Source organism: Amycolatopsis sp. cg5 (assembly GCF_041346955.1).
Taxonomy (GTDB): domain Bacteria; phylum Actinomycetota; class Actinomycetes; order Mycobacteriales; family Pseudonocardiaceae; genus Amycolatopsis.
The window spans coordinates 4,351,674-4,364,651 of record NZ_CP166849.1; the positions used below are offsets into that span (position 1 = coordinate 4,351,674).

The 12,978-nt window shown below is 69.4% G+C and carries 13 protein-coding genes; 9 read left to right on the forward strand and 4 right to left on the reverse strand.

Features of this window, described 5'->3' with window-relative positions; translation table 11 throughout:
• Positions 1-53: 53 nt before the first annotated feature.
• From AB5J62_RS19595 to AB5J62_RS19610, 4 genes are all read right to left on the reverse strand, one after another.
• Entirely contained in the window at positions 54-827 is a 774-nt protein-coding gene (locus tag AB5J62_RS19595; protein WP_370949704.1) for a hypothetical protein, read from the reverse strand.
• Positions 824-1,069 carry a hypothetical protein gene (locus tag AB5J62_RS19600; protein ID WP_370949706.1) on the reverse strand — a complete coding sequence of 82 codons (246 nt, stop codon included), beginning with the start codon at positions 1,067-1,069 and terminating at the stop codon, positions 824-826. The genes AB5J62_RS19595 and AB5J62_RS19600 overlap by 4 nt, the downstream gene beginning before the upstream one ends.
• Positions 1,070-1,399: 330 nt before the next feature.
• The gene (locus AB5J62_RS19605; RefSeq protein WP_370949707.1) at positions 1,400-2,800 is read right to left on the reverse strand and encodes a hypothetical protein; all 1,401 of its coding nucleotides are present in this window, start codon (positions 2,798-2,800) and stop codon (positions 1,400-1,402) included.
• A gap of 43 nt (positions 2,801-2,843) precedes the next feature.
• A complete protein-coding gene (locus tag AB5J62_RS19610) occupies positions 2,844-4,406 on the reverse strand; it encodes a PucR family transcriptional regulator (RefSeq protein WP_370949708.1) in 1,563 nt (520 codons plus the stop codon).
• Between the two features lie 151 nt (positions 4,407-4,557).
• Here AB5J62_RS19610 and uraD point away from each other — a divergent pair, with 151 nt between their 5' ends.
• The 9 genes from uraD to AB5J62_RS19655 all read left to right on the forward strand — a co-directional run bounded on the left by uraD (position 4,558) and on the right by AB5J62_RS19655 (position 12,893).
• The gene (uraD, locus tag AB5J62_RS19615; protein WP_370949709.1) at positions 4,558-5,046 is read left to right on the forward strand and encodes a 2-oxo-4-hydroxy-4-carboxy-5-ureidoimidazoline decarboxylase; all 489 of its coding nucleotides are present in this window, start codon (positions 4,558-4,560) and stop codon (positions 5,044-5,046) included.
• Positions 5,043-5,333 carry a hydroxyisourate hydrolase gene (gene uraH, locus AB5J62_RS19620; protein ID WP_370949710.1) on the forward strand — a complete coding sequence of 97 codons (291 nt, stop codon included), beginning with the start codon at positions 5,043-5,045 and terminating at the stop codon, positions 5,331-5,333. The genes uraD and uraH overlap by 4 nt, the downstream gene beginning before the upstream one ends.
• A 7-nt stretch (positions 5,334-5,340) precedes the next feature.
• Entirely contained in the window at positions 5,341-6,168 is an 828-nt protein-coding gene (gene pucL / locus AB5J62_RS19625) for a factor-independent urate hydroxylase (protein ID WP_370949711.1), read from the forward strand.
• A gap of 1 nt (position 6,169) precedes the next feature.
• A complete protein-coding gene (locus AB5J62_RS19630; protein WP_370949713.1) occupies positions 6,170-7,045 on the forward strand; it encodes a xanthine dehydrogenase family protein subunit M in 876 nt (291 codons plus the stop codon).
• A complete protein-coding gene (locus tag AB5J62_RS19635) occupies positions 7,036-7,497 on the forward strand; it encodes a (2Fe-2S)-binding protein (RefSeq protein ID WP_370949714.1) in 462 nt (153 codons plus the stop codon). The genes AB5J62_RS19630 and AB5J62_RS19635 overlap by 10 nt, the downstream gene beginning before the upstream one ends.
• On the forward strand, positions 7,494-9,791 hold the full coding sequence (gene pucD / locus AB5J62_RS19640; protein WP_370949715.1) for a xanthine dehydrogenase subunit D: 2,298 nt from the start codon (positions 7,494-7,496) through the stop codon (positions 9,789-9,791). Before AB5J62_RS19635 ends, pucD begins: the two co-directional genes overlap by 4 nt.
• Entirely contained in the window at positions 9,788-10,258 is a 471-nt protein-coding gene (locus AB5J62_RS19645; RefSeq protein ID WP_370949716.1) for a nucleoside deaminase, read from the forward strand. The genes pucD and AB5J62_RS19645 overlap by 4 nt, the downstream gene beginning before the upstream one ends.
• 113 nt (positions 10,259-10,371) lie before the next feature.
• Positions 10,372-11,811 (forward strand): NCS2 family permease, encoded by a 1,440-nt coding sequence (locus AB5J62_RS19650; protein WP_370949717.1) that lies wholly within the window; start codon positions 10,372-10,374, stop codon positions 11,809-11,811.
• A gap of 11 nt (positions 11,812-11,822) precedes the next feature.
• A complete protein-coding gene (locus tag AB5J62_RS19655; protein ID WP_370949718.1) occupies positions 11,823-12,893 on the forward strand; it encodes an XdhC family protein in 1,071 nt (356 codons plus the stop codon).
• Positions 12,894-12,978 lie beyond the last annotated feature (85 nt).

Genomic DNA, 12,978 nt, shown 5'->3' on the forward strand with positions numbered 1-12,978 from the left:
CGCAGTTCGTCGAGCCCGGTCGGCTCACTCCGCTGCTCGGTCACGCATAAAAGTTACAACTCGCCGGGCAGTTCGTACCGGGGAGCGTCGATGGACAGGATCGCCCAGGTCACCTTGCCTCCAGAATGGGTAGGAGTGCAGCCCCAGGCGCGTGCACTCTGAGCCACCACCAGCAGGCCGAGGCTGAGGCTGCCGTCGGTACTCCGCTCGGTCAACACGGCGAGGCGCGGGCTCTCGTCGGCGACCGCGACGCTGAGCAGGCGCCGGCGCAGCTCCAGGCGCAGCACCGGTTCGCTGTCGGTGTGCTGCAACGTGTTCTCCACGAACTCCGTGGCGATGGCCGCGGCGTCGTAAGTCAGCCAGCGCACGCCCCACCTGCGGCAGATCTCGGCGGTGAACTGGCGTGACAGGTGCGAAGCCGAGCTCAGCGCGGGGAGCCAGTTCTCGGCGCGGCGGCGTTGCGGCGGGCTGCCTGCGGCGGAAATGGCTTTGCGGACGCTGCCGTGCACCGGCACGAACCGGGCGGCGGGCAGCTCGGTCAGCCGACGGTGGAGCCTGCGGTCTTCGGCGACCAGCATGATCGGCACGCCCGGCCACTCCGAGGTCCGCATCCAGACCTGCACGAAGACGCTGTACAGGTGGTTGCTCCCGACGACGAGGTCGTCCATCAGCACGATGACCACGTCAGGCTGGTCCGCGGCGCATTTGAGCAGGGTGTCGCGCAGCTGGGGGAAGGTGCTGACGTCGAGTACGCCGGTGGGCCGGACGATCGTCGCCCCCCGCTCGCTGGTGAGGTGCGTTTCCAGGTCGTGGATCGGCCGCATCATGGGATGAGCTCGCCGTCCTCCAACGGCGGGTTCAGCGCGATGAGGTACTTGCGCAGCACCTCGGCGGCGATCGAGGATTCGTCGGCGGACCGGCGATTGCGCTCGATGAGCAGGGCTGCGGCCGACCAAGCGTGGCCGACGCGGCAGCGATAGTGATGGGTTTCCGGGGCGATCTCCATGAGCGCGCGCAGCGTTTCGACACCGCCCGCCGAAGCGCCGGCGGTGGGGACGTCACGCCTCACAGTCAAAATGGGAGCCACCTCCCCGATGAACCGGTGCGTGATTCAACGGTAGTCCTTTCTCAAAGTCGCGGACACACATCACGTGCACGTGCTCGGCGAAGCGCCGCTCGAGGAACTGGGTCGCCTGCACCCGCTCGGTCGGGAAGACGTCGCCTCGCTGCCCGGTGAGATACGCGTGGAGGATCGATCTCGAGATCGGGCCCCGTCCGCGCGGCAGAGTCGGGCGGTGCGGGAGCTCGACAGATGTCACAGTGGGGAGGTGCCCGCCACCGGCCCGCGCCAAACCAAGTTCAGCCGCATTCCTGGGTGAAGCGCCAGGCCAAGCGGAAGTCAGCCCGGCCAGCGGTCGAGACCAGGCGAAACCGTGTAGTGCCCCGGCGCCGTCGCCCGCGAGTGCGCGCGGATGTCGTCCGCCCGGTCCGCGGGCCACCTGGTCATCTCCGACCAGCGGACGCCGGCGAGTTCGATGCCGCGCAGGTCGGCCGTGCTGAGGTCCGCGGCCGTCAGGTCGGTGAGCGCGGACTCGATGGCGTCGATCCCGTTGACCAGCGCGAGGTTGAAGGCTTCATGGGTGGCGAGGTCGCGGGTCAGGTCGGTGCCCGGACACTCGGGCAGCGCGAGATCGAGTTCGGCGTCGGCGGCCAGATGCCCGAGTTCGAGCGACATCGTGTGCGCCTGGATGAGATCGCGGGTGAGCGCGTCCTTGAGCAGCGGGATCGGTTCGTAGCGCTGGGGGCGCAGCTCGTCGAGCGCTCGGTCCAGCGCGGTCTCTCGTTGCGTGCTCAGCGCCGAAGCCAGTGCCAGCGCGGCATCTTTGACGTCGTTCCAGTCGGGCTCGTCGTCGTGCGCGGCGTTGGCGAGTTGGCCGGCTTTGACCAGCACATCGGTGCTGAGGCAGTGCGGCAGGCGGGCGATGTCGCGGGTCAGTGCGGCGGCGAAGGCGTTGAGGTCGGTGTCGGCGTACGCGCTGCCCCAGTACATTGTGGACTGATCGCGGCGGAATCGGTCGGTGTGCGCGGCGAACCAGGCGGCGAGGCGGGCGGTGCCCAGGTCGCCTGCCGGGATGCCGTAGCGGTGGCGGACCCGTTGAGCCGCGGGCCTGGACGCGGCGGTCATCGCGTAGGTGCGCAGTGCCGAAGGCGAGACGGCCAGATCGTCGCGCAGGCCTGGCAGCCGGGGCGCGCAGTACGGCGGGATCGCGGACTGGGCGTCGAAACCGTAGGCGGCGGGCATGAGCGTGGGCCTGAACACCTCCAGGAGGCCGTCGTCGAGGTCCAAGTCGAGCGCGCCCGCCAGATCTTCGAGCCGCTCCGGAAGCGGTCCGTCGGTGATGATCCGCTTGACCTGCTCCAGCGGCAGGAAGAGTTCATACGCGATCTCGCCTGCGGGGTAGTCCAGCGATGCCCAGGCCATGACCGCGTTCGCCGGGTAACCGAGGCGGGCGAAGTCCATGCTGAACGGGGCAGGCACGGCTTCGGGCAGCCGCAGAAGTGATTGGGCGGGCGTGTCGTGGCCGGGCCGGTGCCGGAACGAGTCCCCGGCGACGCGCATGGCCCAGGTGAGCAACTCGGGTGCGGTCGACGGCAACCGGCCGTCCTGCCGCCTGGCCGTGGCCATCGCGTACTGGGCGGCCGCCGCGGCGTCGGCGGGCGCGTGACCCTGGACGAGCAGGAACGCGGTCAGCCTTCCGACGTGCTCGCGATAGAAGTCGGGGAACACTGACTCGTCCATGACGGCGACGCTAGCGACGGGCGGCCGGGCGCCGAGACGGGATTTATCCCCACTCCTGCGTGAAACAGCCCGCCAGGTAAAGGTCGACGCGGTCGGCGAACCGCGCGGGGTCGCGCCCGGTCAGCTCGGAGATGCGGCTGACGCGGTACCGCAAGGTGTTGACGTGCAAGTGAAGTTCGGCCGAGGTCTGCGTCCACGAGCCCGAATGTTCGAGGAAAACCTTGAGCGTGTGCACGAGTTCGGAGTTGTGCGCGGCGTCGTAAGCCAGCAGCGGGCCGAGAACCCTCGCGCGGAACGAGCGGCGCAGTTCGTCGGGAACCGCCGCCAAGAGCAGCAGGTGTGACGCGACTTCGTCGCCCGCGACCACCGAAGCGCGGCCCGGTGCGAGTTCGGCCAGCCTGCGTGCGTGGCGGGATTCGTGGACGGCGGCATGCAGCCCGGCCGCGTCCGGCGCCCGGCTGATGCCGACGGCGAGGCTCGCCGAGCCGAGCGCGGGTTCGATCGTGCGGACGGCTTCGCGGACCTCGGCGACGAAGGCGTCCAGCTTCTCGTAGCCGAGCGCGCGGGCGCGGAGCAGGCCGAACGCCTCGCCGTCGACGTTGCCGACCAAAGCCGGTGCCCGGTAAGGCGCGAACAGCTCGTCGATGATCACCGGGGCGAGGCCGGGCCCGCCGCCTTGCACCGAAGCCGACAGCGTGAAGACCGGGTCCGTCGCGGAGAATTCGGCGGCAGGCAAGCGAGACGCGATCTGGGCCTGGCTCGCTTCCTCCGACAAAGCCAAGCGCAGCAACGGTTCCGCCGCGCGGTTCTCGACGCGCTTGGTCTCGTCGAACCGGGAGCGCTCCAGGCCGACGAGGTTCGCGAACTCGGCCGCGACCTCTTGCCTGGCCCGGTCCCAGCGGCCGTGATTTCCTTCCACGGCGAGGAACCAGCTCGCGACCCGGTGCCCGTCCTTGCTGGCCGCGGCGAGCAAGGAGATGGCCTTGCCGTCCTTGCCGGTGACAACCCTGGGCAGGCGGTCGGCGAGCAGGAACCGGCGGGCGAGTGCGGCGCGGTGTTCGGCCGCCGGTGGCTCACCCGTCCCGGTGATGACCCGGCCGGTCGCGCTGAGCACCCAGCAGTCGGCGCCGAGTTCGGCGGCGCCCGCCTCGACCAGCGCGGGAAGGCCCCGGCCCGCGGTCACGACGGCGACGAGGCGGCGGTGCCGGTCGAGCGCGCCCTGTTCGGAGCGTTCGGCGGCAAGGCCGAGTATCACCCGTTCGGTGATCGTCGCGAACGAGACGGTCACCGGGACCTCGAACAGGGGCAGGCCCACCGCGCGGCACGCGTCGACCAGGAAGCCGGGCACCGGGCCGCCGCCGACCTCCGCGGTGCCGATGCCGAGCGCGACCACTCCCACGTCGGACAGGGTGTCGACGAACGCGCTCGCGTCCGCGGGACTCGGCCACTGCATGCCCGACAGCACCACCTCGCCGCCGGTGAGGTACCGGCTGGGGTCGCGCAGGCTGGCGGTGAACACGCGCTCGAACGGCCGGTCGAGCGCGTCGGCGCCGACCAGCATGGACAGGCCCAGCTCAGGCGTGTCCAGCAGGGCTCGAAGTCGCACCGCACCTCCGCGTTCGGGTGAGCTTTCAGTAGCGCACACGGACAGCGTGGACTGCTTTGGAGGAAAGCACAAAAACGAACCCGAAGTGAACGCCCGGTTTCGGGTGTTCACCCGTGGCTGAGCCGGTCGGCGGAAGTGTGTACTGCTTCACATGTTCGACCTGTTCACCACCCATCCGGACGCCGAGCGCGACCTGCTGGCCTGCTGCGCCTCACCGCGCTGGGCAGGCCGGGTCGCGGCGCGGCGGCCCTTCACGGACGTCGACGCCTTGGTCAAGGCGGGCGACGCCGAACTCGCGACCCTGGAATGGGACGGGATCGTCGAGGCGCTGAGCGCGCACCCCCGCATCGGGGACCGGGCGGCCGGGACCGGTAAGGAAGCGACCTGGTCACGCGGCGAGCAGGCCGCGGCCGCCGAGTCGGCCGACGACGTGAAAGCCCAGCTCGCGGCCGGAAACGCCGAGTACGAGCGCCGGTTCGACCGCGTCTTCCTGATCTGCGCGACCGGGCTGGACGCCTCGGAGATCTTGGCGAACCTGAGGGTCAGGCTCGGCAACGACGACGAGACCGAACGCGAGGTCGTCCGCGACGAGCTGCGCAAGATCGTCGCGCTCCGGCTGCGGAAGCTGGTGGCGGCGTGAGCCTGTCCACCCACGTGCTCGACGCCGCCGCCGGCAAACCCGCCGCCGGTGTCCCGGTCCGGCTTGAGCGTCGCGACGGCGCGGTCGTGTTCGAGGGCAAGACCGACGACGACGGCCGGATCTCCGGCTGGAACCCCGAAGCGGGCGTGTACCGGCTGGTCTTCGAGGTCGACGGCGAGTTCTACCCCGAGGTCGTGGTGACCTTCCGGATCACCGACGACACCGCGCACTACCACGTCCCGCTGCTGCTCAGCCCGTTCGCATACTCCACCTACCGCGGAAGTTGAGGTATCCATGGCGATCGTTCTCGGTGAAAACCAGTACGGCAAGTCCGAAAACCGCGTCGTGCGCATCGACCGCGATAACGAAGCCCACCGCATCACCGACCTGAACGTCAGCGTCGCGCTGTCCGGCGACATGACCGACACGCACCTGACCGGCGCCAACGACAAGGTACTGGCGACGGACACGCAGAAAAACACAGTCTTCGCGTTCGCCAGGGACGGCATCGGCGAGATCGAGGCGTACGGCCTGCGCCTGGCCAGGCATTTCGTGGATTCGCAGGAGAGCATCCACCACTCGACCGTCAGCATCGAGAGCTACCCGTGGACGCGGCTGGGGCACCACTCGTTCTCACGCTCCGGCGAGGGCACGCGCACGGCTGTAGTTTCCTACGATGGCGTGAAAGCCCGGGTCACTGGCGGGATCAAGGACCTGACCGTGCTGAACTCGACGGGCTCGGAATTCTGGGGCTTCCCGCGCGACCAGTACACGACGCTGGGGGAGACCACCGACCGGATCCTGGCCACCGCGGTGTCCGCGACCTGGCGGTTCAGTGTCGAGGACGCCGACTGGGCCAAGGTCTACGAGGCCGCGCGCGAGAGCCTGCTCGAGGCGTTCGCCGACACGCACAGCCTGTCGTTGCAGCAGACGCTCTACGCCATGGGCACTCGCGTGCTGGAGACCGTGCCCGAGCTGGACGAGGTTTCCCTTTCCCTGCCGAACAAGCACCACTTCCTCGTCGATCTCGAGCCGTTCGGCCTGGACAACCCGGGTGAGGTCTTCTTCGCGGCCGACCGGCCGTACGGGCTCATCGAGGGCACTGTGCGGCGCGAGGCCTGACATGGACTTCCTGCGACCGACGACGCTCGCTGAAGCGCTGACCATGAAGTCGGAGAACCCCGGCGCGATCCCGATCGCCGGCGGCACCGACGTCATGGTGGAGATCAACTTCGACCACCGGCGCCCGGCCGCGCTGCTCGACCTCAACCGGGTCGGCGAGCTGCACGATCACTCCTTTGTGGACGGCCGGATTCGGATCGGCGCGAACGTGCCGTACACGCGGATCATCGCCGAACTCGGGCACCGCCTGCCCGGACTCGCGATGGCCGCGCGGACGGTCGGCTCGCCGCAGATCCGCAACCGGGGGAGTGTCGGCGGCAACCTGGGCGCCGCGTCGCCGGCCGGTGACTCCCACCCGGCGCTGCTGGCGGCCGAAGCCGAGGTGGAGATCGCCTCGGCGCGGGGTACCCGGATCGTGGCCGCCCGCGACTTCTACCTGGGCGTCAAGCGGAACGTGCTGGAGCCGGACGAGCTGATCAGCGCGGTCTGGCTCGACCCGGCGACCGGGCCGCAGCAGTTCAGCAAGATCGGCACGCGCAACGCCATGGTCATCGCCGTGTGCGCGTTCGGGCTGGCACTGCACGCCGACCGCGGGCGGGTCGGCACCGGCGTCGGCTCGGCCGCGCCGACGCCCCGGCGCGCGGTCGACGCCGAGGAGTTCATCAACGGCGAGCTGGACGGTTTGTGGGAATCTCCGAGAGCGCTGAACGACTCGGTGAAACGCCGCTTCGGCGAACTGGTCGCGCAGGCCGCGTCGCCTATCGACGACGTGCGCGGAAGCGCGGATTATCGGCGGCACGCGCTGGCTGTCATCGCCAGGCGGACGCTCGGCTGGGCTTGGGACGAATATCGTGGAGGAGGCCGTCAATGCGCGTGAACGTCACCGTCAACGGCGAACATCGCCAGGCGGACAACGTCTGGGAAGGCGAGAGCCTGCTGTACCTGCTGCGCGAGCGACTCGGCCTCCCCGGCTCGAAGAACGCCTGTGAACAGGGCGAATGCGGCTCCTGCACGGTCTACCTCGACGACGTACCCGCCTGTGCCTGCCTGGTCGCGGCCGGTCAGGTCGAAGGCCGCGAGGTGCGCACGGTCGAAGGGCTCGCCGAGGGGGACCGGCTCGACCCGATCCAGGAGTCCTTTGTGGAATGCGGGGCCGTCCAATGTGGCTTCTGCACGCCTGGACTGCTGATCCAGGCGCATGATCTGATCGAGCGGACCGGCAACCCGAGCGACGCCGAGATCCGCGAGGCGCTCGCCGGGAACCTGTGCCGCTGCACCGGGTACGAGAAGATCCTGGACGCGGTCCGGCTGGCGGCGAGCAAGCGATGAGCGCACCGGCGAGGTCACCCCAGGAGCTGAACGACACCATCGCCGGCGGGATCGGCGAGAGCCCGCTGCGCCCCGACGGGACGCTGAAGGTGCGCGGCGAGTTCGCGTACTCCTCGGACCTGTGGCACGAGAACATGTTGTGGGGCGCCACTTTGCGCAGCCCGCATCCGCATGCCAGGATCACCCGGCTCGACATCGCGCCCGCGCTCGCCGTGCCCGGTGTCTACGCGGTGCTGACCCACGATGACGTGCCAGGCGAGAACATCTACGGCCTGAAGTACCAGGACACGCCCGCTTTGGCGGCCGACCGGGTGCGCTTCCAGGGCGAGCCGGTCGCGATCCTCGCCGCCGATCACCCCGAGATCGCGCGGCAGGCGCTCAAGCAGATCGTGGTCGAGTACGAGGTGCTGGAGCCGATCACCGACCCCGAGCGCGCCGCGCACGACGACACGCTCCCGCATCTGCACCCGGACGGGAACCTGGTCCGCTACCAGCGGATCCTCAAGGGCGACCCGGACGCGACGGCCGACGTCGTGGTGTCCGGTGTCTACGAGATCGGCATGCAGGACCAGGCGTTCCTCGGCCCGGAGTCCGGCCTCGCGGTGCCGGACGACGACGGCGGTGTCGACCTCTACCTGGCCACCCAGTGGCTGCACGTCGACCAGCGGCAGACGGCCAAGGCACTCGGCCTGCCGCTGGAGAAGGTGCGGCTGACGCTGTCCGGCGTCGGCGGCGCGTTCGGCGGGCGCGAGGACCTGAGCATGCAGATCCACTCGTGCATGCTCGCGCTGCGCACCGGACGCCCGGTCAAGATGGTCTACAACCGGCTGGAGTCGTTCTTCGGGCACGTGCACCGGCACCCGGCGAAGATGTATTACGAGCACGGCGCGACCAAGGACGGCAAGCTCGTCTACGTCCGCGCGAAGCTGTACTTCGACGGCGGCGCGTACGCGTCCAAGACGCCGGTCGTGGTCGGCAACGGCACGACGTTGAGCGTCGGCCCGTACAACGTGCCCAACGCGAAGATCGAGGGCTGGGGCGTCTACACGAACAACCCGACCTGCGGCGCGATGCGCGGGCTCGGCGCCGTCCAGCCGACGTACGCCTACGAGTCCCAAATGGACAAGCTCGCCGCCGCGTTGCAGATGGACCCGGCCGACCTGCGGATCCTCAACGCGATGAGCGAGGGCTCCACGAACGTCACCGGTCAGCTGGTCGACTTCCCGGCGCCCGTGGGTGAGCTGATCCAGCGGCTCAAGGACATGCCGTTGCCGCCGGAACGCACCGGGCCGGTCGACATCCGCGACATGCCGGGCGGGGCTTCGAACACGACGCACGGCGAAGGTGTCGTGCGCGGGGTCGGGTACGGCGTGACGATCAAGAACATCTCGTACGCCGAGGGGCTCGACGACTACTCGACCGCGCGGGTGCGGCTGGAAGTGATCGGCGGCGAGGCCGTCGCGCTGGTGCACACCGCCGCGGCTGAAGTCGGCCAGGGCCTGGTCACGCTGCAGCAGCAGATCGCGCGGACCGAGCTGGGCGTGCAGCGGGTGACCGTGCACGTCGCGGACACCAGCGTCGGTGACGCCGGGTCCAGCTCGGCGTCACGGCAGACCTACATCACCGGGGGCGCGGTCCGCAACGCCTGCCGGGCCGTGGCCTCGGCTGTGCGTGCCCGGTTCGGGCGTGACGACGTGGTGCTCGCGGGCGGCAAGTTGGTCGCTTCGGATGGGGAAGCGCTGGTCAGCCTGGTCGATGTGCTCGGCGACGAAGCAGTCGAGGAGACCCGCGAATATCACCACCGCAAGACCTATCCGTTGGATCCCGAGACCGGGCAGGGCGACGCGCATGTCCAGTACGGCTTCTCCGCGCACCGGGCGGTCGTGGACGTCGACGTGGACCTGGGCCTGGTCAAGGTCGTGCAGCTCGACTGCGCGCAGGACGTCGGCAAGGCGATGAACCCCGACGCCGTCGTCGCGCAGATCCAGGGCGGCTCCGCGCAGGGCCTCGGTCTCGCGGTGATGGAAGAAATACTGGTCAGGGACGGCAAAGTCCGGAACCCGTCGTTCACGGACTACCTGATCCCGACCATCCTGGACATGCCGCGGATGCGGGTGGACGTGCTCGAACGAGCCGATCCGCACGCGCCGTACGGTGTTCGCGGCGTCGGTGAGCCCCCGACGATCAGCGCGACGCCGGCGATCGCCAACGCGATCCGCGCGGCCACCGGGCTCGAACTGCCCCGCGTGCCGGTACGACCCGAGCACATCACCGGAACCGAGGAGAAGAAGTGAGCACCGAAGAACAGTGGCTGGCCGAAAGCGTCGAACTGGCGACGAAGAACGTCGCCGCGGGCGGCGGGCCGTTCGGCGCGCTGATCGTCAAAGACGGCGAAGTGATCGCGACCGGCGTCAACCGCGTCACCCCGACGCTCGACCCGACCGCGCACGCCGAAGTCGTCGCGATCCGCGAGGCGTGCCAGAAACTGCAGACGTTCAAGCTCGACGGCTGCGTGCTCGTTTCCTCCTGTGAGCCGTGCCCGATGTGCCTCAGTTCGGCGCTGTGGGCCCGCGTCGACCGGGTGATCTTCGCGGCCGACCGGCACGACGCGGCCAAGGCGGGGTTCGACGACCTCGCCTTCTACGAACTGTTCGACAAGCCACGCGAAACCTGGGACGTACCCGTGACCCGAGTGTCCAACCAGGACGGTTTCGCGCCCTTCGCGGCCTGGCTCGATCAGCCTGACCGCATCGACTACTGAGTGAATTCCCGGTGCTGACCGGAGCACCGGAAAAACTTTAACCTCCCCCTCGATCGAGGCCCTGTGGAAATACAGGGCTTGGTCGAGTACACCCACCGGCAAGGGCAGGGCGCATGACTCAGCTTCAGGAACCCGCAACAAAGACCTCGGCTCCACCCCGTCGACCAGCTCTCGAGCGGCTTTTCTCGATCTCAGCCCGCGGTTCCAGTGTTCCACGGGAAATACGCGGCGGCGTCACCACTTTCGTCGCGATGGCTTACATTGTTCTGCTCAACCCGCTCATTCTCGGCGCTTCGGCGGATATCACCGGCGCCAAATTGAGCATGGCCCAGATCACGACCGCGACCGCGCTTTCGGCCGCCGTGATGACCATCCTCATGGGACTGATCGGCAACGCGCCGCTCGCCATGGCCGCCGGGCTCGGCATCAACGGCATCGTCGCCTTCCAGATGGCGCCGACGATGACCTGGGCGCAGGCGTTCGGGCTGGTCGTGCTCGAAGGCCTCTGCATCGTGGCGATGGCCGTCAGCGGGGTCCGCGAGCGGATCATGAACGCCATCCCGGCGCCGCTGAAGACCGCGATCACGGTCGGCATCGGCCTCTACATCGCGCTGGTCGGCCTGGTCAGCGCGGGTTTCGTCACCAGGACCCCGGACGCGGCGAACACCCCGGTACCGGTGCGGCTCGGTGTCGACGGGCATCTCGACGGCTGGCCGATCGCGGTCTTCTGCTTCGGGCTGCTGCTCATGGTGGTGCTGATCGCCCGGAAGGTGCCGGGTGCGGTGCTGATCAGCATCGGCGTGGCGACCGTGTTCGCGGTGATCCTGCACGACGGGTTCGGGCTGGGGGAGTGGGGCCGCACCGAGCCCACGCTGCCGTCGCACCTGTTCGCGGCCCCGGACTTCGGGCTCGTCGGACACGTCGACCTGTTCGGCGGCTTCGCCTCGGCGGGCGCGCTCACCGCGACGATCTTCCTGTTCACGCTGGTGCTTTCCGGCTTCTTCGACGCGATGGGCACCATCACGAGCGTCTCGGACGAGGCGGGGCTGTCGAAGTTCGGCAAGGTGCCGCGGATGGGCCGGATCCTGTTCGTCGACGGCGCGGGCGCCGTCGCGGGCGGTGTCACCGGCGCGTCGCCGAACACGGTGTTCCTGGAGTCGGCCGCCGGCGTCGGCGAAGGCGCGCGCACCGGCCTGGCGAGCGTGGTCACCGGCGTGCTGTTCGCGGTGACACTGCTGTTCACGCCGCTCGCCGGCGTGGTACCGGCGCAAGCCGCGGCGCCCGCGCTGGTGGTGATCGGCGGGATGATGATGGCCCAGATCCGCAACATCCCTTGGCAGGAAACGGATTACACCATCCCGGTGTTCCTGACGGTCGCGCTCATCCCGTTCACCTACTCGATCACCAACGGCGTCGGCGCTGGCCTCATCGCGTTCGTGCTCATCAAGACCTGCAAGGGCCGCTGGCGTGAAGCCGGCTGGCTGCTCACCGTCCTGGCCGCGATCTTCGCGCTGTACTTCGGCGTCGACGGCCTCAAAGCCCTGATCACGTAAGGAGAAATCCCATGCGGGACATCGCGGAGGAGCTACGCGGCTGGGACGAACCGTTCGCCGTCGCCACCGTGGTCGCCGTCCGGGGCAGCGCGCCCCGCGAGATCGGCGCCTCGATGGCCGTCCGCGCCGACGGCTCGGTCATCGGCAGCTTGTCCGGCGGCTGCGTCGAAGGCGCGGTCTACGAACTCGCCCAGCAGGTGCTGACCACCGGCGTGCCGGTCCGCTCCGAGTTCGGCTTCTCCGCCGATGACCCGTTCGCGGTCGGCCTGACCTGCGGCGGCTCGCTGGACATCCTCGTCCAGCGAGCCGACCCCGCGATCCGCACCGCGCTCGTTTCGGAAGAGCCGGTCGCCGTGGTCCGGGTACTGGGCGACGGCCCGTCCGCAGCGGTCTTCGCCGACCACCACGTCGGCGACGCGTCCTTTGTGGACGAAGCCCGTTCGATGCTCGCTTCTGGAGCGACGGGCATCGTCCGCCTCGGCTCGCTGGAGGTCTTCATCGACTCGTGGGTCGCGCCGCCGTCGATGCTGATCTTCGGCGCGATCGACTTCGCGGCGGCACTGTCCTCGGTCGGCCGGTTCCTCGGGTACCACGTGGTCGTCTGCGATGCCCGTTCCACCTTCGCCACCTCCGCGCGTTTCCCGGACGCCCACGAGGTGATCGTCGACTGGCCCCACCGCTACCTGGCTGGTGTGGCGACCGACCGGCGCACGGCCATCTGCGTCCTCACCCACGACCCCAAATTCGACATCCCCGTCCTGACCGCCGCACTCCGCCGGGAGGTGGCCTACATCGGCGCACTCGGCTCCCGCCGCACCCACACCGATCGCCTGGCCCGGCTCCGCTCCGCGGGCCTCAGCTCCGCCGAACTCGCCCGCCTCCGCTCCCCGATCGGCCTCGACCTCGGCTCCCGCACCCCCGCCGAGACCGCCATCTCCATCGCGGCCGAGCTCATCGCCCTCCGCAGAGGCGGCACGACCGAGCCCCTGACCACCTCAACAGGCCCCATCCACCCTGAAAAAAATCCCAATGCGTCCTTCGGTCCCTGGGACGTCCCGAAAGCCGCATTGGGGACCTGCTAGGGACCGAAAGCCGCATTGGGGACGTCCCAGGGACCGAACGACGCTTTCGGGACCTGGCACGGACCGAAAGACGCTTTCGGGACCT